The 22,573-nt window shown below is 71.3% G+C and carries 18 protein-coding genes; 10 read left to right on the forward strand and 8 right to left on the reverse strand.

The window, feature by feature from the left end:
- Nucleotides 1-22: 22 nt before the first annotated feature.
- Nucleotides 23-700 carry a GntR family transcriptional regulator gene (locus tag J8403_RS04430; protein WP_211121962.1) on the reverse strand — a complete coding sequence of 226 codons (678 nt, stop codon included), beginning with the start codon at nucleotides 698-700 and terminating at the stop codon, nucleotides 23-25.
- Nucleotides 701-947: 247 nt separating this feature from the next.
- Between J8403_RS04430 and J8403_RS04435 the strand changes: the two genes are divergently transcribed.
- The 7 genes from J8403_RS04435 to J8403_RS04465 all read left to right on the forward strand — a co-directional run bounded on the left by J8403_RS04435 (nucleotide 948) and on the right by J8403_RS04465 (nucleotide 8,529).
- Complete coding sequence (locus J8403_RS04435; RefSeq protein WP_211121963.1) at nucleotides 948-3,233, forward strand: glycoside hydrolase family 3 N-terminal domain-containing protein; 2,286 nt, start codon at nucleotides 948-950, stop codon at nucleotides 3,231-3,233.
- A gap of 201 nt (nucleotides 3,234-3,434) precedes the next feature.
- Nucleotides 3,435-4,355, forward strand: coding sequence for an AEC family transporter (locus J8403_RS04440; protein WP_211121964.1), 921 nt, complete (start codon nucleotides 3,435-3,437; stop codon nucleotides 4,353-4,355).
- Nucleotides 4,356-4,615: 260 nt separating this feature from the next.
- A complete protein-coding gene (locus J8403_RS04445) occupies nucleotides 4,616-5,434 on the forward strand; it encodes a SigB/SigF/SigG family RNA polymerase sigma factor (RefSeq protein ID WP_425519748.1) in 819 nt (272 codons plus the stop codon).
- A 161-nt stretch (nucleotides 5,435-5,595) separates the two neighbouring features.
- Nucleotides 5,596-6,435, forward strand: a complete 840-nt coding sequence (locus tag J8403_RS04450) for an SDR family oxidoreductase (protein ID WP_211121965.1) — start codon at nucleotides 5,596-5,598, stop codon at nucleotides 6,433-6,435.
- A 46-nt stretch (nucleotides 6,436-6,481) separates the two neighbouring features.
- Complete coding sequence (locus J8403_RS04455) at nucleotides 6,482-7,123, forward strand: C39 family peptidase (RefSeq protein ID WP_211121966.1); 642 nt, start codon at nucleotides 6,482-6,484, stop codon at nucleotides 7,121-7,123.
- Between the two features lie 130 nt (nucleotides 7,124-7,253).
- Nucleotides 7,254-8,081, forward strand: coding sequence for an LLM class F420-dependent oxidoreductase (locus J8403_RS04460; RefSeq protein ID WP_211121967.1), 828 nt, complete (start codon nucleotides 7,254-7,256; stop codon nucleotides 8,079-8,081).
- Between the two features lie 16 nt (nucleotides 8,082-8,097).
- Nucleotides 8,098-8,529 carry a TIGR03668 family PPOX class F420-dependent oxidoreductase gene (locus J8403_RS04465; protein ID WP_211121968.1) on the forward strand — a complete coding sequence of 144 codons (432 nt, stop codon included), beginning with the start codon at nucleotides 8,098-8,100 and terminating at the stop codon, nucleotides 8,527-8,529.
- A gap of 21 nt (nucleotides 8,530-8,550) precedes the next feature.
- Here J8403_RS04465 and J8403_RS04470 read toward each other — a convergent pair whose 3' ends face one another.
- Nucleotides 8,551-8,928, reverse strand: a complete 378-nt coding sequence (locus J8403_RS04470) for a DUF2267 domain-containing protein (RefSeq protein ID WP_211121969.1) — start codon at nucleotides 8,926-8,928, stop codon at nucleotides 8,551-8,553.
- Between the two features lie 168 nt (nucleotides 8,929-9,096).
- On the opposite strand from J8403_RS04470, the gene J8403_RS04475 reads away from it, so the two are divergent.
- A complete protein-coding gene (locus J8403_RS04475) occupies nucleotides 9,097-9,810 on the forward strand; it encodes an HdeD family acid-resistance protein (protein WP_211121970.1) in 714 nt (237 codons plus the stop codon).
- 86 nt (nucleotides 9,811-9,896) lie between these two features.
- On the opposite strand, the gene J8403_RS04480 is transcribed toward J8403_RS04475, so the two are convergent.
- The 3 genes from J8403_RS04480 to J8403_RS04490 all read right to left on the reverse strand — a co-directional run bounded on the left by J8403_RS04480 (nucleotide 9,897) and on the right by J8403_RS04490 (nucleotide 14,690).
- Nucleotides 9,897-10,055 carry a hypothetical protein gene (locus tag J8403_RS04480; RefSeq protein WP_014057037.1) on the reverse strand — a complete coding sequence of 53 codons (159 nt, stop codon included), beginning with the start codon at nucleotides 10,053-10,055 and terminating at the stop codon, nucleotides 9,897-9,899.
- A gap of 146 nt (nucleotides 10,056-10,201) precedes the next feature.
- Nucleotides 10,202-12,967 carry a glycoside hydrolase family 2 protein gene (locus J8403_RS04485; protein WP_211121971.1) on the reverse strand — a complete coding sequence of 922 codons (2,766 nt, stop codon included), beginning with the start codon at nucleotides 12,965-12,967 and terminating at the stop codon, nucleotides 10,202-10,204.
- A 628-nt stretch (nucleotides 12,968-13,595) separates the two neighbouring features.
- A complete protein-coding gene (locus J8403_RS04490; protein ID WP_246585687.1) occupies nucleotides 13,596-14,690 on the reverse strand; it encodes a baeRF2 domain-containing protein in 1,095 nt (364 codons plus the stop codon).
- 189 nt (nucleotides 14,691-14,879) lie between these two features.
- Between J8403_RS04490 and polX the strand changes: the two genes are divergently transcribed.
- Together polX and J8403_RS04500 are read left to right on the forward strand one after the other, a co-directional pair.
- A complete protein-coding gene (polX, locus tag J8403_RS04495; RefSeq protein WP_211121973.1) occupies nucleotides 14,880-16,625 on the forward strand; it encodes a DNA polymerase/3'-5' exonuclease PolX in 1,746 nt (581 codons plus the stop codon).
- On the forward strand, nucleotides 16,622-17,416 hold the full coding sequence (locus tag J8403_RS04500) for a uracil-DNA glycosylase (protein ID WP_211121974.1): 795 nt from the start codon (nucleotides 16,622-16,624) through the stop codon (nucleotides 17,414-17,416). Before polX ends, J8403_RS04500 begins: the two co-directional genes overlap by 4 nt.
- A 105-nt stretch (nucleotides 17,417-17,521) precedes the next feature.
- Here the strand turns inward: J8403_RS04500 and J8403_RS04505 are convergent, their stop codons facing one another.
- The 3 genes from J8403_RS04505 to J8403_RS04515 form a co-directional block, all read right to left on the reverse strand.
- The gene (locus J8403_RS04505; RefSeq protein WP_246585688.1) at nucleotides 17,522-19,174 is read right to left on the reverse strand and encodes a S1 family peptidase; all 1,653 of its coding nucleotides are present in this window, start codon (nucleotides 19,172-19,174) and stop codon (nucleotides 17,522-17,524) included.
- 408 nt (nucleotides 19,175-19,582) lie between these two features.
- The gene (locus tag J8403_RS04510; RefSeq protein ID WP_211121976.1) at nucleotides 19,583-19,933 is read right to left on the reverse strand and encodes an L-rhamnose mutarotase; all 351 of its coding nucleotides are present in this window, start codon (nucleotides 19,931-19,933) and stop codon (nucleotides 19,583-19,585) included.
- Nucleotides 19,934-20,014: 81 nt separating this feature from the next.
- Nucleotides 20,015-21,907 carry a discoidin domain-containing protein gene (locus tag J8403_RS04515; protein ID WP_211121977.1) on the reverse strand — a complete coding sequence of 631 codons (1,893 nt, stop codon included), beginning with the start codon at nucleotides 21,905-21,907 and terminating at the stop codon, nucleotides 20,015-20,017.
- Nucleotides 21,908-22,573 lie beyond the last annotated feature (666 nt).

Below are 22,573 nucleotides of genomic sequence, written 5' to 3' on the forward strand. Positions count from 1 at the left end.
CATCCCTCCGCGGAAGGGCGGTTCACCCCTGGTCGACCGCCGCGCGTGCGGAGCGCAGCGCGGCGCGGAGCCGGTTCCCGGCGCCGAGGAGGTGTGCGCGCAGGGCGGTGGCGGCGTGCTCGGCATCGCCGGCGCGCACGGTCGCCAGCAGGTCGGCATGGGCCTCGGCGGAGGGGCGCGGATCGACGTCCTGGGCGTTGGCGACGTCGAGGATCACACCGAAGGTGGGGCGGTACTGCTCCCAGACCGCCAGCAGCCTGCGATGCCCGGAGAGCACATAGAACTGGGAGTGGAACTCCAGGTCGGCGAGGGCGAAGTCGCCACCCGCGGCGCGGTCCGCCGCGTCGCGCATGTCCCGTACGAAGCGCTCGGCGGGCTCCCAGTCGCCGGGCCCCGCCCTGCCGATGGCGAGCGTGAGGGCGAGCGTCTCCAGGGACTCCCGCAGGGTGTAGAGCTCGTCGATGTCGCCCTCGGTGAGCCCGGTGACGAAGACCCCGCGGCGGCGCGCCTCGACCAGCCCCTCGGCCTCCAGCTGACGCAGCGCGCCCCGCACCGGGCCGCGGCTGACGTCGTACTGCTCGGCGAGGGCCCCTTCGACAAGATGGGTGCCGGGGCGCAGCCGTCCTGACACGATGAGCACACGCAGCTCATGCGCGACCAGATCGCCGAGGGACCGCTGCTGCAGCGAGGTGATGGGCACCGACGGGCTCCTTCTGGCGGATGGACCGGGCGCTGGTCGACGGTTAACCGTCGACCTCAGTATCGGCCTCCGGCGCCCCACCCGGAACACCGGACGCACCGGGAGCCTGCACGCCGATCCTGTCGTACGTTGGCAGAAGACCCACGGCAAAGGTGACGGCCCACATCCCGCACAGGGTCGTGACCAGCATGGTCTTGAGGAACTCGGACTCGGGGACAACAGATCGCCGAAGGCCAGGACGAAGACCATGAATGATGTGCGCAGACGTACGGTGCTCGCCGCGGCCGGAGGGACGGCCATCGCGGGCAAGGCCGCGACCGCCCGGGCAAGGGCCCCGGGCGCCCCCACCTCCGACGCGCCCCGGCCGGGGCCGGAATCCGGCCCGTACGAGACCAGGATTCGGGCCCTGATGGCGCGGATGACCATCGACGAGAAGCTCGGCCAGCTGCAGCAGTTCGCCTGGACCGGCGACACCGGGCCCGGCGGCGGGCAGACCGCCGCCGCGGAGAAGGCGGCCCGCGGGGGCAGGCTCGGCTCGGTGCTCAACATCTACGGGGCCCGCACCACCAACACCCTGCAGCGGATGGCCGTCGAGAAGTCCCGGTTGGGCATTCCCCTGATCTTCGGCCTCGATGTCATCCATGGCATGTGGACCACCTTTCCCATCCCCCTCGGCCAGGCCGCCGCCTTCGACCCCGCGGTGGCCGAGTGGGACGCGGAGGTCTCGGCCAGGGAGGCCCGCTCCAACGGTGTGCACTGGGCGTTCTCCCCGATGATGGACGTCACCCATGAACCGCGCTGGGGGCGGATCGCCGAGGGCGACGGCGAGGACCCGTATCTGGCGGCGGCGCTCGCGGCCGCCAAGACCCGCGGCTACCAGGGCGACGACCTCCGCTCCCGGCACCGCCTCGCGGCCTGCGCCAAGCACATGATCGCCTACGGGGGCGTCGAGGGCGGCCGCGACTACAACACGGTGGATGTCTCCGAGGCCCGGCTGCGCAACTTCTACCTCCCCCCGTTCAGGGCGGCCCTGGACGCCGGAGTGGCCACCGTCATGGCGAGTTTCAACACCGTCAGCGGGGTCCCCGCGCACGGCTACCGGCATGCGCTGACCGACATCCTCAAGGAGGAGTGGGGCTTCCGCGGCTTTGTCGTCAGCGACTACAACGGCGTCCAGGAAATGATCGTCCATGGCTATGCCGCCGACCGCTCCGACGCGGCCCGGCTGGCCTTCAACGCCGGGATCGACATGGAGATGGCCAGCACCACCATCAACGAGTACGGCAAGCGGCTGCTGCGCAGCGGGCAGATCACCATGGACCGGCTGGACGACGCGGTGGCCCGCATCCTGCGCCTGAAGTTCCGGCTCGGGCTCTTCGAGCACCCCTACGCGGACGAGGACACGGCGATCGCCGGGCCCACGAAGGCATCCCGGGCGGCGGCACGCGAGGCGGCCGGGCGCACCATGGTGCTGCTCAAGAACGAGAAGTCCACGCTCCCCCTGGACCGATCGGGCTCCATCGCCGTCGTCGGCCCCTTCGCCGACTCCACCGACCTGCGCGGCTCCTGGGCCGGGACGTGGGCCGACGCGTTCCGCCCGGTCACCGTCCTGGACGCGATCAAGGACGCGGCACCGAAGGCCAGTGTCAGCCATGTCGAGGGCGTGGACGCCTCCGGACGGAGCACCCGGGGCATCGCCCGGGCGGCCTCGGCGGCCCGGGCGACCGATGTGACCGTGGTGGTGGTCGGGGAGGCGGCGACGCTCAGCGGGGAGGCGTCGGTGCGCAGTGACCTCGGTCTGCCCGGCCGGCAGGAGCGGCTGATCACCGCGATCGCGGACACCGGCGCGCCGTTCGTGGTGGTGCTGCTCAGCGGGCGTCCGCTGACGATGGGCGGCTGGCTGGACCGCACCCCCGCCGTGCTGCAGGCGTGGCATCCGGGGATCGAGGGCGGCAACGCCATCGCGGATGTGCTCTTCGGCACCGTGAACCCCGGTGGCAAGCTCCCGGTGACCTTCCCGCGCACGGTCGGGCAGATCCCCATCTACTACAACCACGAGAACACCGGACGCCCCTACGACCGGGCCAACCACTACACCTCCAAGTATCTGGACCTGGCCTACGGACCCCAGTTCCCCTTCGGCCACGGCCTCAGCTACACCACCTTCGACATCGGCGAACCACGGCTCAGCGTCAGCCGCGTCCGGGCCGAGGCGCTGCGCAAGGGCGACACCGTCGAGGTGGCGGTCGCGGTGCGCAACACCGGGCGCCGCAAGGGCGATGAGGTGGTGCAGCTGTACATCCGCGATCCGGTGGCGAGCATCGTGCAACCGGTGCGCAGGCTCAGCGGTTTCCGCCGGGTCAGCCTCGGCGCCGGGAAGGCCACCACCGTCCGCTTCCGGCTGAGCGCCGAGGAGCTGGGCTTCTGGACCCAGGACCCGCACGGCAGGTTCCTGCTGCAGAAGGGCGAGATCCGGGTCTTCGCGGGCAACAGCTCGCTGGCGAAGGGGGGTCGCACCCTCACCATCACCTGACCCCTGACCCCTGACCAGCGGTCTGTAACCGACTTCACCAGCGCAGCGGCCGGATTACTTGTAGGGTGCATGCTGACCGCTACGCACCCGGAAGACGCCCTTGATGACCGCCGCGCCCTGGCCCTCGACCACCACGACGAGCGGACGAGACCCCGCGGCACACCGCGCCGGACGCTCCGGCCTCGGCGGGGTGGAGGCCCAGTGGGCGGTGTGATCACCGGCTTCGGCGTCATCGCGTCCATCATCGTCGTCGGCTACGTCATCGGATGCCGCCGCTCCCTGGGCGAGCACGGCCGGGAGGTGCTCACCAAGCTCTCGTTCGATGTCGCCTCCCCCGCGCTGCTGTTCACCACGCTCTCCAGGGCCGACCTCTCCGCCATCATCTCCACCCCGCTGCTGGTGACAGCCCTGAGCACCTTCGTGGTGGCGGGTACGTTCGTCGCCGTGGGCGCCGTACGGCGGTGGAGCGTGGGCCGGACGACGATCGGCGCGCTGTGCGCGAGCTATGTGAACGCGGGCAACCTCGGCATCCCCATCGCGATGTACGTCCTCGGCGACGCGAGCCTGATCGCGCCGGTGCTGCTCTTCCAGCAACTCGTCATGACCCCGATCGCCCTGACGGTCATCGACCTCAGCCGCCCCGACCGGCGGCCCTCGCTGCTCCGCAGGCTGACCACGCCGTTCCGCAATCCCATCGTGATCGGCTCACTGTCCGGCGTCCTCGTGTCCGCCACGGGCTGGCGGATCCCCGGGCCCGTCACCGAACCGCTCTCACTGCTGGGCGGCATGGCCGTGCCCGCCGTCCTGCTGGCGTTCGGGATCTCGCTGCCGGGCAGTCAACTCCCCGGGCGCGGCGAGGAACGCGGGCCGGTGCTGCTGTCGGTGGCGCTGAAGTCCTTCGCCCAGCCGGTGGTGGCCTGGGCCATCGCGGCGGGGGTGTTCGGGCTGGACGGCCCGGCGCTCTTCGCCGCCGTCGTCACCTCCGCGCTACCGGCGGCTCAGAACCTGTTCACCTACGCCTCACGGTATGAGACCGCCACCATCCTGGCCCGTGAGTCGATCCTGCTGTCCACGCTGCTCGCGGCGCCGGTGCTGATGACGGTCGCCGCGCTGCTGGGCTGAGCCCGGCCCCACTGCGGCCGCTCGGGGCAGGTGTTCGCCGCGGTGTGCCGCCGCGCGGACCCGTCGGGGAAGAACTTTGTTTGCCCCCCAGGGCCCAGGGCAGGCGGATACTCGTGCTTCGGACCGTAGGCACGCACCGCGGGAGCAGTCTGTATTGCTCCACACCGCGGCGGCGCGCCGGTCAGCACGTCCCCGTGAACCCTCCCGCGATGCACCCCGGTCCCAGGTGACCCGTCAGCCCATCGCAGGAGGTGTGTTCCGTGACGACCGCGACGCAGGACATGGCACGGCCCCAGACCGGCCCCACGAAGCACCCGCATGACGACGCGCCCGACACCAGCGCCGAGTTCGCGGAAATGGCCCGTCTCCCCGACGGGCCGGAGAAGGAGGCGCTGCGCCGTCGGGTGGTGGAGGCATGGATGCCGATGGCCGAACGGCTGGCCCGGCAGTACCGCAACCGCGGTGAATCCCTGGAGGACCTGCAGCAGGTGGCCGCGCTCGGTCTGGTGAAGGCCGTCAAGCGGTACGACCCGGAACACGGCACCGCCTTCGCCGGGTTCGCGGTGCCCACCATCGTCGGCGAGATCAAGCGCCACTTCAGGGACCACCTGTGGGTGCTGCACGTCCCCCGCCGGGTCCAGGACCTGCGCAACCGGGTGCGGGCCGCCCACCGGGAGCTGTCCCATTCGGCGGACGACCGGCCGCCGCGGACCCAGGACATCGCCGAGCGCACCGGACTGACCGAGAAGGAAGTGCGGGCCGGTATGGAGGCCATGGGCAGCTTCACCCCGCTCTCCCTGGACGCCCAGCTGACCGGCTCCGACGACGGCTACTCCCTGGCCGACACGCTCGGCGCCCAGGAGACGGCGTACGACCGGGTGGTGGACCGCGAGGCCGTGCGCCCCGGTCTGAGCCGGCTCCCCGACCGGGAGCGCCAGATCCTCTACATGCGGTTCTTCTGCGATATGACACAGAGCCGGATCGCCGAGCAGCTGGGCATATCGCAGATGCACGTCTCACGGCTCATCAACCGCACCTGCTCGACACTGCGCGATCAGGCGCTGGCCGAGGCCGGCTGAGCCGGGGGGGCGGCCCGGCCGGGGCGCGCGTTGCGCCGCTGGAACGATGTGCATCGCCTTAGTGGGTGACCGTGGCGCCGTGGGGAGCGGCGGCTCCCCCCACGGACTGCGAGGGTCGGTGCGGCGGGTGACGGACGCCCAAGCGAAGGAGACGAAAGCCAGTGAACACCAATCCCGAGCGTCCTCCTCCGGTACACGCCCCGGAGCTCCTCAAGGGCCAGAAGGCGCTGGTGACCGGGGGGAACTCGGGGATCGGGAAGGCGACCGCGATCGCCCTGGGGCGGTCCGGAGCGGATGTGGTGGTCAACTACGTCAGCGACCGGCCGGCCGCCGAAGCCGTCGTCACCGAGGTCCAGAGCCACGGTGTGCGCTCCTACGCCCATCAGGCGGATGTGTCCCAGGAGGACCAGGTCATCGACATGGTGTCCACGATGATCGACCGGCTGGGCACGATCGACATCCTCGTCGCCAACGCGGGGCTCCAGCGGGATGCCCCCACGGTGGAGATGACACTGGAGCAGTGGGAGAAGGTCATCTCCGTCAACCTCACCGGCCAGTTCCTCTGCGCCAGGGAGGCGATCAAGGAGTTCCTGCGGCGCGGAGTGGTCCCGGAGGTGTCGCGAGCGGCCGGGAAAATCATCTGCATGAGCTCGGTCCACCAGACCATCCCATGGGCGGGCCATGTGAACTACGCCTCCTCCAAGGGCGGCGTGGCGCTGCTGATGCAGACCCTGGCCCAGGAGTTCGCCCCCCAGAAGATCAGGGTGAACGCGATCGCGCCGGGCGCCATCAAGACCCCGATCAACCGCAGTGCCTGGGAGACCCCCGAGGCGCGGACCGCCCTCCTGGAGCTCATCCCGTACGGCCGGGTCGGCGATCCCCTGGACATCGCCAACGCCGCCGTGGTCCTGGCTTCCGACCTGTGCGACTACGTGGTGGGCACCACCATCTACGTCGATGGCGGCATGACCCTCTTCCCGGGTTTCGCCACCGGCGGCTGACCGGGAGCCACGGCGCGGCGGGCAAATGTCGGGAAGACTGGCGCACATGTCCGAGGCCTCCGTTTCCCTCACCCATCCCGTCCCCTACTACGCCCAGTGGGAGTCGGCCGCCCTGGTGCCCGACATCATCGCGGGCACCCGGTCGGCGGCCGACGACCCGCTGTGGCAGAAGTCCGGGGCGGCGAGCCGGGAGGAGTACGCGTTCTGGTCGTGGCGGCTGTGCGGGATGGCGTGTCTGCGCATGGCCCTGGAGCACTGGTGTGACACCGCGCCGCCCGCGGTGACGCTCGCCGAGGAGTGTGTCGAGGCGGGGGCCTATGTGCGCCATCCGGACCGGGTGGACGGGCTCGTCTACGCCCCGTTCGCCGCCTACGCGCTGCGGCGCTGGGGGCTGTTCGCCGAGTCCCGGCCGCGGCTGCCGGCCGAGGAGTTGCCGGGACATCTCGCGGCCGGGCGGCTCGCGATGCTCTCCGTCCACCCCTCGCTGCGCACCCTGGACCCGCGGCCGCCGCACCGGGGCGGCCATCTGGTGCTGGCGGTCGGCGCCACCCCGGACCATCTCCTCGTACACAACCCGTCGGGCTTCCCGGACGGCTCCCAGCGCTTCGCCGAGGTCCCCTGGACCGACCTCGGGCGGTTCTACGCGGAGCGGGGTGTTCTGCTCGGGCCGGGTGAGCACCGGCCGTAGGGCCTCGCGTCGTCGGGGGGTCCTGGTGGCGGGCACACCGTGTCACTCGTGCGCACCGTTGCGGTTACCGCCGGGCCGGGTACCCATGTGGTTCCCGTAGATCATCGACGCACCTTCCCAGGGAGCCGCAGTGAAAATCGGCGTATCCACGTTCGTCACCGACCAGGGCATCCGGCCCGCTCCGCTGGGGCGGGCCCTCGATGAGCGCAGGTTCGACTCGCTCTTCCTCGCGGAGCACAGCCATATCCCGGTGGAGCGCCGCACCCCCTATCCGGGAGGCGGAGACCTGCCGGAGATCTACTACCGTACGCTCGACCCGTTCGTGACGCTGGCCTCGATCGCCGCGGTCACCCGCCATCTCCTGCTGGGGACCGGTATCGCCCTGGTGGCGCAACGGGACCCGATCACCACCGCCAAGGAAGTGTCCTCCCTCGACCTGGTCTCCGACGGAAGAGCCGTCTTCGGGGTCGGCGCCGGCTGGAACCGCGAGGAGATGGAGAACCACGGGACGGATCCCTCCACCCGGGGCCGGCTGGTGAACGAGCGGCTGCGCGCCATCCGTGAGCTGTGGACGAAGGAGAAGGCCGAATTCCATGGGGAGTTCGTGAACTTCGACCCCGTCTTCCAGTGGCCCAAGCCCGTCCAGCGGCCACATCCGCCGATCTATGTGGGTGGTGGCGGCGACGCCGCGTTCCGGCGGATCGCCGAGCTCGGCGACGCCTGGCTGGCCAACAGCGAATCCCCCGAGCAGCTGCGACCGCAGATCGAGCGGCTGCGCGAGGTGGCCGGCCGCGAGGTGCCGGTGACGGTGTACGCGGCGCCCGAGGACCCCGACGTGGTCGAGGGGTATCAGCGCATCGGTGTGGAGCGGGTGCTCTTCTATCTGCCGACGATGCCGGAGGCGGAGACGATCGCCCGGCTGGACGCGATGGCCCAGGTCGCCACCCGGTTCCGGTGAGCCGCCGGGAGACACGATGCCACAGCTGACGAGCGCGCAGGCGCGTGAGCGTTTCGCACGGGCCAGGCTGGCCCGGCTGGCGACCGTCGGCGCCGAGGACCGCCCGCACCTGGTGCCGGTGGTCTTCGCGCTGACCGGCGACACCGTGGTGACGGCCGTCGACCACAAGCCGAAGCGGACGACGCGGCTGCGGCGTCTGGACAACATCCGCGCCCACCCCGCCGTATGCCTCCTGGTGGACGACTACGACGAGAACTGGGACCACCTGTGGTGGGCGCGGGGGGACGGCACGGCCCGCGTCCTGCCCCCGGCGGACGAGTCGGCGCTGTCCTCGGAGTACATCCGGCTGCTCGTGAACACCTACCCGGCCCAGTACGGGGACCGGCCGCCGCGCGGGCCGGTCGTGGAGATCACCGTCGGCCGGTGGAGCGGCTGGCGGGCCGTCTGAGCCGCGGCGCCGGCGGACGCGTCAGCGCACGGACTCCGCCATCTTCGCGTACTCGCTGCCCAGCTGGGACATGGCGTGGTCGTACTCCTCGGCGGAGACCGCCTCCCGGAGCGTGGCGAGGACCGCACGCACACCTCGGTCGGCCTCCGACTCGGACAGCCCGGTGCGCTCATGCACCCTGCGGACCGACTCGTCGGGGTCGAAGATCTCCATGTCCCCTTCCCCTCGCTGCAGGGACTCCCGGAGGTGTTCGGGCAGCTCCAGGGCGAGATCGCGGGCCTCGCCCGCACTCAGGCGGGCCGCCAGGGTCTCGAGCGTGGCACGGGTGACGTCGGCCGCTTCCTGCCGTGAGAGCTGGGTGCGGTCCGCCACTGTCTGGAAAAACTCCCTGTCGTCCATGCGGGCCTCCCTATGACGCGCCCAGGACACGGCCTCATCCACCACCTTGCCATGCGTGACCGCCGCCCGCGAGGCACTACCCGGTGTCATCAGGCGCGGGCACGGGCGCGGGTGGACGATGGTTCTGTGGGGCTACGGCCATCCTGTTCCCCCAGGAGGTGGACGACCATGACTTACTCCTCCGACAGTCCGCACGGCGCCGAACAGCCGAGAGGGGAGCCCTCCGGCCGGCCGGGAGAGCGGCCCTTCGGCGAGGGCACGCCGTACGCCACGTTGCAGAACATACTCTCCGATACCGCCTGGCAGGTCCTGGTGGCCGCGGGTCTGGTGGCGATCGTGCTGGGCATCATGGTGCTGGCGTGGCCGGGGGCCACGCTGGTGGTGGTGGGCGCCCTGTTCGGCGCCTATCTGCTGATCAGCGGGATCTTCCAGCTGGTCGGGGCCTTCGGCGCGCATATACCGAGGCATCTGCGGGTGCTGAGTTTCGTCACCGGGGCACTGAGCGTGCTGCTCGGGCTGCTCTGCTTCCGGGGTCCGGCCCAGTCGATCCTGCTGCTCGCGCTGTGGATCGGCTTCTCCTGGCTGATCCGGGGCGTGATGCAGACCGCCACGGCGATCTCCGCTGAGGGCATGCCCGCCCGGGGCTGGCAGCTGTTCCTCGGTGCGCTCACCATCCTGGGCGGGATCATCCTGATCGTGGCGCCCTTCGGCTCGATCACGGCGCTGACCGTGGTGGCCGGCATCTGGCTGCTCGCCCTGGGCATCATCGAGATCATGCACGGCATCCAGTTGCGCACCCATCTCGGCGGCGGTGCACCCCGCGCGGAGCACCGGGGTCTGCACTTCCCCCGCTTCCGCTCACAGCCGCATCCGCAGGCGTAGCCGGGCCGTCGCGATGGCCGCTCACGGCCGCCGCGACGGTGCGGGACGGTCAGGGGCTCCGGCTCGGGACGGGGTGGCGGGGCGGGTCAGCGGGTCTGCACCCACCACGCCATCAGGCCGATGGCCGCGGTGCCGCAGGCGTACGACGCGCCGCGGACGAAGTTGGCGGCCGCGAGTCGGCCGTATCGACGCCATCTGCTGGTGGAACGGCTGGGTACCGGTGGGCGAACCTCCATGGTGTGCATATGGAGCCCCTTTCTGAACGTACGGACAGTGACTGTCCGACACGGGGGAACGACGCGCTGGAGAAAGCATACAAAAGTGTGAACTTGCTCCATGCATCGGACTCGCCGAAAAAATTCCTTTCGACACGATTTCAGGACGGGGCCGATCAGCGGGATTTGGCGGCCGCGGGGACGGTACGGGTGGCGGTGTTCCAGCCCGAGATCCGGACCGAGGGGGCCGAACCGCCCAGGTCCGCCGTGCGATAGGTGGCGGTGAGCGTCACCGACTCCCCCGGCCACAGGCTCACCTCGTTGTCCGACCAGCGCACGGGCAGGACGGGCGTGTCCGAGCCGTTCACCAGATGGGCGTCCACGAGCAGCGCCGGTGTGCCACGGCTCGCGGTGTTGCGCAGGGTGACGGTCGTGGTGGCGGTGGAGTCCGGCCCACGGGTCGTGGTGGCGGTGGCGGACACGGGCGCCTCGGCCATGTCGTCCAGCCCGGTCAGATCCGCGTAGGAGGTGGTGGGGGTGTAGTACCAGTCGGTGTTGTCCCAGTCGAGCACGTCCTGCTCGGTGGAGAGCCAGTACACATTGCGGCCGATCTCCTTGCCCGCGCCATCGGTGAGCTGGAGCTTGGCCAGATAGGCGCCGGACACTCCGCTCACCTTCGCCGGGACGGTGAGCGCGGTGGCCTTGCCGCCGTCGCCCGGCACCGTGAGACCGGTGGCGCTCTTGTCGAACTTCCGGGTGCCGTCGGGGGTGTAGAGGCTGACCCGGGCGGTGAGACCGGTGGCGGCGGTGTGCCGGCTGTTGACCACGACCACCGAGCGGGAGTCGTACGAGTACTGGACGTGCAGCGGCTCATTGGCCTTCTTGGCGCCGTAGTAGGCCCCGCCCTGGTCCAGATAGCGGTCGAAGAGCTGCCAGTGGAGCGAGGTCCAGCCGCTGTTCAGCATCCAGTGGACGACACCGGTGGCGGGCCGTGCGGCGTCGGAGAAGTTGCGCGCGTACGCCTCGAACTGGGCGCGCACCGCCTCGTACCGCGCGAGCCGCGCCTTGCGCACATAGTCCGTCAGTCCGGTCGGCGGTCCGTAGCGGCCGATCAGCGCGTTGTCGAAGATTTTGAGGTCACCGAAGGTGTCCGACGGGGACCGGTGGTACTGCTTGGCCGACGGATCCCGCCACAGGGTCTCCAGTTCGCCGGGGGACATCATGCGCCGGAGCGTGTCCAGGGTGGGGATATCGGGTCCGGCGCTGGTCTCGGAGTTGAAGCCGGTGGCCCCGCCCTCCCGCTTGGCGTACCAGTAGTCCGGCGGGACCCAGTCGTAGGGGCCCGTCATCTTCATGCCGGACTTGCCGAGCTTCGGGGAGGACTTGGCGGAGGCGGCGGGGATCACCGGGTTCGGCCAGTCCGCCGCGTCGAGCGCGTCGAGGTAGTTCTTCTCGATGGTGGCATCGGGGGCGAAGTCACTGCCGATGAGGAAGGAGATGACGCTGGGGTGGTCGCGCAGCCGCGCGGCCTCGGCGGCCATCGAGTCCTTGGCGACCGGGTAGTCGGCGGCGGTCCACTTGTCCCCCGTCTCGTCGCCGTTGACGTGGCCCTCCCACTTGTCGCAGCACTCCCAGCCGGGGAGGGTCAGGATGCCGTAGCGGTCGGCGAGGTCGAAGAACTCGTCCGGCTCGATATGGCCTTCGAGGCGGACGGTGTTCAGCCCCAGGTCGAGGGTGTACTTCAGCCGGTCCTCCACCGAGCGGGCGTCCCAGCGCAGAAACACATCGGGTGACCAGCCGCCCGCCTTGATCAGCAGCGGGCGTCCGTTGATGCGGTACTGGCGGGCTCCGTCGGCGTTCAGCGGCGTCTTGACGTCGCGGATGCCGAAGCTGTGGTGAGCGGTGTCGGAGGGGGTGCCCGAGACGGTGGCGGTCAGGTCGAGGTCGTACAGCGGCTGATCGCCCATCCCGGCGGGCCACCACACCTTGGGCCGGTCCAGCCGCAGCCCCGGAACGTCGTCGGGGGTGAAGGTGACGGTCTTGGTCTGGTGCGGGGCGAGCGACACCGCGCGGCTGACGGCCGCGGGGCCGGCCGTACCGGAGACCGTGGCGGTGACCGTGTCGCCGGAGTCGTTGCGGACCTGGGCCTTGACGGTGAGTTCGGCGGAGGCGAGCGAGTCGGTGTCCAGCCGGGTCGTCACATGCGCGTCGCGCAGGGCCACCGGGCCACCGCGGCGGACCAGCACATCGCGGACGATGCCCATGTTCTCGTCGGGCGGGGGCTGCAGCCAGTCGATCCAGCCCATCGTGAGGTTCTTGCGCGGATCGTTGGGCTGGACGCGGAACGCCACGGTGTTGGTGCCCGCCTTGACCAGGTCGGTGACGTCCAGCTCATGGCGGGTGTACGCGCCGGCGATCCGGTCCTTGTTGGCGACCTGGGTCCCGTTGACGTACACATCGGCGGCGGACACCACACCGCTGACGTCCAGATAGGTGCGGCGGGAGGGGTCGGCCACGGTGAAGTCGCTCCGGTACCACCACGGGACGGCGAAGTCGGCGGCCGGGATCTTCTTGAGGTTGGTCGAGTAGAACGGATCCGGGTAGGTACCGGCCTTGAGCAGCCCGGAGAGCACCGTCGACCGGGGCCCCATCGGGTGCCAGCCGGACGTGGGGTAGCCGGGTGTGGAGACGGCCGCGGGGGTGTCCGACACCTTGGCCGAGGACTGCGTGGCGAAACCCGCGAGCGGAGTCGCGGTGCCCGGGGCCCCGCCCACCCGGGTCACCGGGGCCGGGGCGCCCGTAGCCGTACCGGGGCGCGGGGGCGCGGCGCCCGTGGTCAGGGAGACGGTGAGGAGGAGGCCGCCGACGGCGAGCGAGGCGGTCAGGGCGCGTCGGACGCGGGCTCGCGCCCGCCGCCGGGATGGTGCCGGACGGAGGACCACGGATGTCTCCCTGAGGGCAGGCAGAGCATTGGTTAAGTAAGTTTCCTAACAGCCTAGGGACGGTAGAGAGCTGAGGGAGGCATGTCAACCAGGCCCACCGAGAAATAGCCCGTCCGGCGGATAGGGCGGTGCGGTGCGGACCCACGATGGCGTGCGGGCACGCGCCGCCCCGGCCGAGGTGCGGCCGCCGCGCTCTGCCGGCGCCTGGCCGCTCTGGCCGTGCCGTGCTGACCGCCGATAGCGAAGCGGCCCACGCGGAGCAGCTGAGCACGGCACCGCCAGGTACGGAGCAGTCACCCGGCCGAGCGCGGAGCGGCAACGCGGAGCGGCCGAGCACGGAACCGCCAGGCGCGGAGCGGTCACCCCTGCCGAGCGCGGCACGGCCAGGCGTAGCGCGGCCGTGCATGGCGCGGTGGGCGCGGCGCACAGCCGAGCGCGGCGCACAGCCGAGCGCGGCGCACAGCCGAGCGCGGCGCACAGCCGAGCGCGGCGCACAGCCGAGCGCGGCGCACAGCCGAGCGCGGCGCACAGCCGAGCGCGGCGCACAGCCGAGCGCGGCGCACAGCCGAGCGCGGCGCACAGCCGAGCGCGGCGGGCCGGCGCTCCGCGCCTGGCCCCCGCGCGTTGTTCAGCCGTGCCAGCGCAGCACCGCGCCCAGGCCCCCGGCCGGCCCCTGGAGTCCCTCGGGCACCACCAGCACCTCGGTGTCGGCCACCGCCGCGGACCGCATCAGCGCGTCGTCCGCGCGGGCGGGCTCGGGTGTTCTGACGCCCATGGCACGCGCCTGGGAGCGCTGCACGGCCACCTGATCGGCGTCGGGGCCGATCCACACCTCATGGCGCATATCGCCCCCGGCGGTCCCCAGCAGCAGCGTGGCCGCCTGATGGCTGCGCATGGCCGCCACGACCGCGGGCACCCCCTCCGCCGCCCGGCTGCTCGGCGGTCCGTCGCCGTCGTGCCCGCTCGGGCCCGGCCCGCCGGGGCGGCCCCGACCGGCGCGGAAGAGGTCGAGGACCGACTCCAGATGGGCGCGGGCGTACTCCGCCCGGGCATGGTCGATCTCCGCGTTCAGCAGCTCGGAGCAGCCGGCGGCCCTGCTGCCGTGGCGCATCTCCTCCGTCGTGGCGCGCAGCGACTCGGGCAGCCGGTCGCGTACGGCCCGGCGCTCGCGCGGATCACCGGCCAGGATCAGCAGCTCGGCGTCGCCGTCGGACCACTGCCGCACCAGCTCGTCGGCCACGCGGTCGGCGGTCTGCTCCCAGGTGTTCCCGACCCGGTTGCGGTAGTGCCACTCATGGCGGTCGGCGGGCACCGACCGGTGGCCCCGGCCATGCGCTCTCCGCCCCCCGGCGCGGCCCGCCGGGCGGCTGCCGGTGTCGTCCCGCAGTTCCAGATCGGCGCCCGCCTGGTCGACGAAGGCCACCAGACAGGCCGGCCACTCGCCACGGAACGCGGCCAGTGGCGCCACCCGCGGCAGCATCGACCAGGACGTCTCCACATCGATCGGGGACGTGGCGAGCGGCAGGTCGAGCACCACCTCGCCATCCGCCGCGAACAGCGCCCGCCCCGCGGACGCCCTGGCCACCTGCTCACCTGCCAGCCGCTCGATCACCGCGTCACAGGTGGCGCGGTCGGCGCCCTGCTCGGCCAGCTGATCCGCCACGAACCGCTCCCGCAGCGTGCGCCGCCTGGGCGCGTCCTCCGTGCTGCGGGAGGTGTCCATGTACACACCCGCCCATGGACCGGGGCGATCGAACAACGGCTTCAGGAATCCAACGTCCATGACCTCCCCCAAACCCGGGGACACACGGCAGAAACCGGCCGACCCGAATTCCGCGGATCGCCGTTTCGCTCCTGACCCCAGCATCCCTCCACCTCACCGGGTTCGCCAGAGACGACTAGAATCACTGGCATGGCTCGCTCCAATGAGGAGGTCGAAGCCCTCCTGCGCGAGTACGCCGATCTCCTCCTGATCACGGGCGGGGACGCGTACCGGGCGCGTGCGTATGAGAAGGCCGCCCGGGCGATCGGTGGCCATGCGGCCGACATCTCGCAGTTCGACGCGAAGGCGCTGCGGGACATTCCCAATGTGGGACGGTCGATCGCCGACAAGGTGGTCGAGTATCTGCGCACCGGGACCATGCCCGCCGTAGAGGAGGCACGCGCCGCGATCCCGGCCGGGGTGCGGGAGCTGACCGCCATCCCGGCGCTGGGGCCCAAGAAGGCCATGATCCTCTACGAGGAGCTGCAGATCTCCTCGATCGACCAGCTGGCCCAGGCGATCGAGGAACACCAGCTGCGCGATCTCAAGGGCTTCGGGCCGAAGTCGGAGGAGAACATCCTCCACGGCATCGCGCTGATGCGCGCCGCGGGCAACCGCATCCCGCTCGACGAGGCCATGGACGTGGCCGATGACATCGTCGCCGCCCTGTCCAAGGTGCGCGGCTGCCGGCGGTGCGCGTACGCCGGGTCGCTGCGCCGGATGAAGGAGACCGTGGGCGATGTGGACATCCTGGTCGCGGCGGAGGATTCCGGCCCGTTCATGGAGGCGTTCACCGGGCTTCCGCTCACCGCCGAGGTGATCGCACACGGCCAGAAGAAGACGTCGATCCGCACCACGAAGGGGCTGCAGGTGGATCTGCGGGTCCTGCCCCTGGACTCATGGGGTGCGGGGCTGCTCTATTTCACCGGCTCGAAGGCGCACAACATCCGCATCCGCGCGATCGCGGTGCGCCATGGCCTCAAACTCTCCGAGTACGGCCTCTTCGAGACCAAGAGCGGCAAGAGCATCGCCTCACGCAACGAGGAGGACGTCTACGCCCGGCTCGGCATGGACTGGATCCCGCCGACGCTGCGCGAGGACCGGGGCGAGGTCAAGGCCGCCCTCGAAGGCCAACTCCCCAAGCTGGTCACCGAGTCGGACCTACGGGGCGATCTGCACACCCACACCAACCTCACCGATGGGCTGGAATCGCTCGAGGACATGATCACCAAGGCGGAGCGGCGCGGATACGCGTACTACGCCATCACCGATCACGCGCCCAAGCTGTATATGCAGCAGATGACCGAGGAGAAGATGCTGGCCCAGCGGGAGCGGGTGCGCGAGCTCGACCGGGGGCGCGGGCGCGGGAAGACCCGGCTGCTGCACGGTGTGGAGCTGAACATCGACACCCAGGGAGACGTGGACTGGCCGCCTGATTTCCTCGAGGACTTCGACGTGTGCGTGGCCTCGGTGCACACCCAGTTCGGAATGGACCGCAAGGCCATGACCCGGCGGCTGGTGCGGGCCTGCGAGAATCCGTACGTCCATGTCATCGGCCATCCGACGACCCGGCTGATCGGCAAACGGCCCGGTATCGACGCCGACTTGGACGAGCTGTTCGCCGCCTGCGCCCGCACCGGCACCGCGCTGGAGATCAACGCACATCCGGACCGGCTCGATCTGTCGGACGAGCACATTCTGCGGGCGAAGTCGTACGGGGTGGTGTTCGCCCTGGACAGCGACGCCCACTCGACCCGGGATCTGGACAACATGCGGTACGGGGTGGGCGTGGCGCAGCGGGGCTGGCTCACCCCGGACGACATCGTCAACACCTGGCCACTGACCCGATTGCGGCGTTTTCTGCGCAAGGACAAGGGGCAGCAGCCTTCTACATGACCACTTCCGAACCCGCGCGCTCCTACCCCGCCCGTCGGGCCCCCGGCGCCGAAACCCTCGCCGAGCTGGACGAAGCACTGATCGACTGCCGTGCCTGCCCCCGGCTGGTCGAGTGGCGGGAGGAGACCGCGCGCACCAAGCGCCGCGCCTACGCCGACTGGGACTACTGGGGGCGGCCGGTGCCCGGTTTCGGGCCACCGGACGCCTCGGTGGCGATCGTGGGCCTCGCACCGGCCGCCCACGGTGGAAATCGCACCGGCCGGATGTTCACCGGCGACCGCGCCGGCGACTTCCTGTACTCGGCGCTGTACGACCTGGGGCTGGCCAACCGGCGCACCGCCACCCACCGCGGCGACGGTCTGGAGCTGCGCGGGGTCAGGATCACCTCGCCGGTGCACTGCGCCCCGCCCGCCAACCGCCCCACCCCCGGCGAGCGCGACACCTGCCGCCCGTGGCTGGCCCGGGAGCTGCGGCTGCTGCGGCCGACCGTACGGTCCGCCGTGGTGCTCGGCGCGTTCGGCTGGCAGGCCGTGATGCCCGCGCTGGAGGCGGCCGGATGGTCCGTGCCCCGGCCGCGGCCCGTGTTCGGGCACGGCGCGCGGAGCACACTGCGGGCGGCCGACGGCGGGGCGCCACTCACGCTCTTCGGCTGCTACCACGTGAGCCAGCAGAACACCTTCACCGGGCGGCTCACCCCGGCCATGCTGCGTGAGGTGCTGGGCACGGCGGCGGAGGCGGCCGGGCTTCCGGGCTCCGGCCCGGATCCGGATCCGGATCCGGATCCATCCTGAGCACCGCGGGATTGCGTCAGGGGCCATCACTGGCGGAGGGAAGTGGAGGCCCCGGGCACTGGGGCAGGAGGGCGCCCGGGACCTCCGGTCATGGGGTGGGCCGGATCAGTTGAGACCCTGACCCGCCTCGCTGCCGGTGTCACCGGCCCCGGCGGCGGCACCTGCGTCACCGGCACCCGCGTTGCTCGCGTCACCTGCTCCGGCGTTGCCCGCACCGGCGGCCGCGTCACCGGCGCCACCGGCCGCATCGCCCGCACCACCGGCCGCGTCACCGGCGCCACCGGCTGCGTCACCAGCGCCACCAGCGGCATCGCCAGCACCACCGGCTGCGTCACCAGCGCCACCAGCGGCATCACCAGCACCACCAGCCGCGTCGCCAGCACCACCAGCCGCGTCACCGCCACCGGCGCCGCCGTCGCCAGCGCCGATGACCGCACCGGTGGCCTCCAGGGCGCCGGTCACCGGCTGGAAGAACGTCTCACCGCCCTGGGTGCAGTCGCCACTGCCGCCGGACGTCAGCCCGACCGCCGCGTCCTCGGCGAACATCGCGCCGCCGCTGTCGCCGGGCTCGGCGCACACATCGGTCTGGATGAGGCCATTGACGATGTCGCCGTTGCCGTAGTTCACCGTGGCGTTGAGGCCGGTGACCGTGCCGTCGGTGACGCCGGTCGTGGAGCCGGAGCGCTGCACCTTCAGACCCACGCTCGCCTCGACGGCGCGCCCGATCTCCTGGGTGCTGCCGTCCTGGAGGTCGACCGTGCTGGACGCCTGGGTGGTGGCGTCGTCGTACATCACCAGCGCGAAGTCGCTCTCGGGGAACTGGGAATCCTGCACGGTGCCCACCTGCTGGGCACCGGCCTCGTCCGAGGTCCAGGTCTGGGATGCGTTGCCGCAGTGACCGGCGGTCAGGAAGCCCGGCGCCCCGTCGACGCTGACGTTGAAGCCCAGCGAACAGCGAGCGCCGCCGCCGAAGATGGCATCGCCGCCATCGAGCCCTCCGGCCGCGGCGTCACCACCGCCCGCGTCACCCGCACCACCGGCGTCCCCGGCGCCACCCGCGCCCTGCTCCTCCCCACCGGCGGCGCCTCCCGCACCGGCGTCACCAGCACCGCCCGCCGCGCCGGCGCCCGCGTCACCAGCACCGCCAGCCGCGCCCGCGCCCGCGTCACCCGCCGCGTCCCCGGCACCGGCGTCGCCCGCGGCGTCCCCCGCGCCCGCGCCGCCGTTGTCGCCGGGCTGGGCCGCCTCCTCGCCGTCGAACTTCTTGAATTCGCCCCGGCTGCGCTTGACGCTGACCGTGCCCTCCATCTGGTCCGTGGCCTTGGTCAGCGTGGCCCACTTGGCGCCGGTCACCGTCCGGTCGGCGGTCACCTGGACCTTGTTGGTGACCGGATCGATCGACCAGGCGGTGCCGGGCACCGACGCGTCACTGCTCAGCGTCTTGGTGGCGGCCTTCAGGTCTTCCATGCTGTTGGCCACGACCTTCGCCACGGCGCCCTTGGCCCGGACGCCCTCGGCGGAGTCCTCGTCCATCACATTCATGACCAGCTGGCGGTTGGCGTTGTCGTAGTACCAGCCCGCGCCGTTGTCACCGAGGTCCGCGGCGAGGCTCCTCGCGAGCTTCACCGCGACCGGGGACGAGAAGGTCTTGGCGCCCGACGTCTCGTCCGGGTTCGCATTCGCGTTGGGCAGCAGAATGGCCGCTGCTCCGAGCGCGGCGACGGCGGCTCCGGAAATGGCGAGGGTCCGCTTGTTCACACGTCGGTGGCTCAACTCACTGACCTCCAGTCGGGGATGCGCGGCAGGCGTGTGCGGAGCGCTTGCCGCGTTCCGCCACGCCCCCGTGCGGGGCCACCACGTCGTACGCGGACGCGTTCGCCCCGTTCTCACCCGTACTCAAGGTCTGATGAATGGCTGCGCCGAACGATTCGGATGGGTAGGCTCCGCCGGTTCGGCCGGTCGTCTTGACGCCTGGGGCGGCTTTTTCCCCTCCCCGCCCCTGGCAGCCCAATCCAGCCCCTCCGGCGTTTGAGGAGCGGGGTCCAGGGGCGAAGCCCCGGCGGGGGCCGGGGTCGGGCCCCCACGCGGCGGAGCCGCATATCGTCAGGTGTCGGGAAGGGGCGGGGAGGGGCAGATCCGCCGGACACCACGCGGCCGGGGAACCCCCTATCCGCGCTCGGCCGCCTCGGCCTGGGCACTCAGCTCCCACACCTCGCCGAGCGCCATCCGCTCCGCCTCGGCGGGGGAACCGCCGGTGTCCTCGAAGTGGTCGACGTAGGCGCCGATGAACTCCTGCCACTGCTGGTTGGCCGGATCCTCGTCCAGCGCCGCCATCGCGGCGGCGAAGTCCTCGCAGTCCACCAGGTGGAAGAGATGGCGGCCACTGCGCCAGATCCGCCAGTTGGTGATCCCGGCCCGTCGCAGCGCCTCCAGCAGGTCCTCCGGGACCGTGGCGTGCACCTGCTCATAACCGGACTCCTGGCCCTCCTTGAGAACCGAGTGCAACGCCACCCGCATGGCCGCTCCTCCTTATGTCGCTGCCGCTTCCGTCGACGAGCGGCCACGGTGGCCGCCCGTCGACGTCCCATCATGCAGCGCTCAGCCCTTCTGTTCGACGCGCACCCAGTCCACCTCCGCCTGCACTCCGCCCGCCGCGATCCGGTCGACGCTGGACTGCGGCAGACCCCAGTAGGGGGTGGTGACCTTGTTCCACCCGGCCGGATACGCCCCGCCCAGGGCGAGGTTGAGGATGACGTACTGGTTGTGGCCGAAGACCCACTGGCCACGGGTGGATTCGAGCTTGTTGCGAGTCGTCTCCTGGACCACCCGGTCGTCCACGAAGAAACGCATCACGGTGGGTGTCCACTCGACCGCATAGGTGTGCCACTGGTCGGCGCGGCCGCCGCCCTCGTAGATCTGGCGGGCGCCGATGTTGCCGTCCGCCGAATAGCCGGGACCGTGCAGGGCGGTGCTGGTCCAGTCCGCGTAGCCGATGTTCTCCATGATGTCGGTCTCGCCGGAGGACGGCCAGGACACCGATGGATCGTCCACATCGCTGCCCAGCAGCCAGAACGCGGGCCAGAACCCGTCGCCGACCGGCAGCTTCATCCGGGCGCTGACCCGCCCGTAGGTGAAGTCCATCTTGGTGTGGGTGTCGATGCGCCCGGAAGTGAAGTCGTAGGTGCCGCCGCCCGCCTGGGTGCAGCCCTTGCAGTACTTCGCCCTGAGGACGAGATTGCCGTTCTCGGTGCGGATGGTGTCGGAGGAGTCGACATACGCCTGTGACTCGCCGTTCACCGACCCCATCTCCTGGCCGGTCCGCACCACACGCCACTTGGAGCGGTCGAGGGTGGCTCCGGTGAAGTCGTCGAGGAATGTCGTCCGGTAGGCGCCGGACTGTTCACCGGGGAGGGCGGGGTAGGCGGCGGAGGCGCTCCCGCCGGTGCCCCAGACCTGGAACTCGTAGAGCGAGTAACCGAATTGGGCCGTCGCCGGGGCCGGGTTGTAGAAGGAGCGGCGCTCCTTGCCGAGCATCCGCACATAGCGGCCGGTGGCGGGCTGCGACAGCCTCACGGTGTCATGGCGGCCCACCGCGTCGGCGGGCGATTTGACGTCCGCGCGACGGGCGGCCACCTCGGCGGCGGAGGGCTGATACACCGTGCGCCAGGTGCGGTTGTCGTCGGACACCTGCACCTGGTAGTCGACGGCGTAGGCCGCCTCCCAGTAGAGGTCGACGGTGTCGATCGTGGAGGTGGCGCCGAGGTCCACCGAGACCCAGCGGTCGGCGTTCCAGTCGCTGGACCAGCGGGTCTGGTCGTCCTTGAGGTTGGCGGGCCAGCCGCCGTCGGTGAGGAACGCGGGTGAATTGCCGGCGTGCTGGTAGTAGTTGGAGTAGGCGGGGTGGTTCAGGGCGAGGTTGGTGCGGGTCGTGGACGCCGGGGCGGGCTCTCCGCCGTAGACCTTGAACGAGTACAGCGAATAGCCGTAGGGCGTGCCACGCTCGACACCACGCATCCGTACGTAGCGGCCGGTGACGTCCTGCGGATAGGTGTGGGCGGTGAGGGATCCTCCGGTGCCGGCGTTCTCGGTGTAGAAGGGGGTCCAGTCGGTGCCGTTCTTCGACACCTCCAGGACGTATTTCTTGCCGTAGGCGGCCTCCCAGTCCAGGACGACGCGGTCGATCCGGATGGTGGCGCCGAGGTCGACGCGTATCCATGCGTCGTTGCTGAACGGGCTGGCCCAGCGGGTCGATCCGTTGCCGTCGAAGGCCAGGCCCGGGGCGGTGCCGTCGTTCTCGCTACCGGATGCGGTGACGGCATTGTGATTGGCGGCGTACGCGGCCGCCGCGCGGTCGGTGTCCCAGGTTGCCTGGGCGGCGGCCGCGGTGGAGTGCGAGGTGGGTGTGGCGAGGGCCGGGCCCGTGGTCAGGACCGCCACCGTGGCGAGGGTGGCGAGGGCGCTCAGCAGGGTGCGGGGGGTACGGGATGGCATGCGGCTCTCCTCGATGAGGTCGTGGGGGTGCACGTGTGATGCCGATGGGTGTTCGTACCGATGTGCCGATGTGCCGATGTGCTTTGCGTTGTGCCGATGTGCCGCGGGCGGATCTTCCCCTCCCCGCCCCTTCCCGATACCAGGGGCTCCGCCCCTGGACCCCGGGAGCTGCGGCGAGCCCCGCCACGCGGCGGACCCGCATATCGATGCCGCGAGAAGGGGCGGAGCCCCGGAACGGGGGCTGGAGCGGAGCCCCGGAACGAGGCCTGAGGCAGAGCCCCGGAACGGGGCCTGAGGCAGAGCCCCGGAACGGCGCCTGGAGCAGAGCCCCGGAAAGGGGCCTGGAGCGAAGCCCCGGAACGAGGCCTGGAGCAGAGCCCCGAAACGAGGCCTGGAGCGAAGCCCCGCCCCGGGGCCTGAGGCAGAGCCTCGGTACGGGATCTGAGGCGGAGCCCGCCCCGGGGTCCGGGGCGAAGCCCCGCTACGGGGCCTGGAGCGAAGCCCCAGTTGCGGGGCCTGGGACGAAGCCCCAGTTGCGGGGCCTGGGACGAAGCCCCAGTTGCGGGGCCTGGAGCGAAGCCCCAGTTGCGGGGCCTGGGACGAAGCCCCAGTTACGGGGCCTGGAGCGGAGCCCCGCCCGGGATCTGAGGCAGAGCCCGCCCCGGG

It is taken from the genome of Streptomyces yatensis (genome assembly GCF_018069625.1).
Lineage (GTDB): Bacteria > Actinomycetota > Actinomycetes > Streptomycetales > Streptomycetaceae > Streptomyces > Streptomyces yatensis.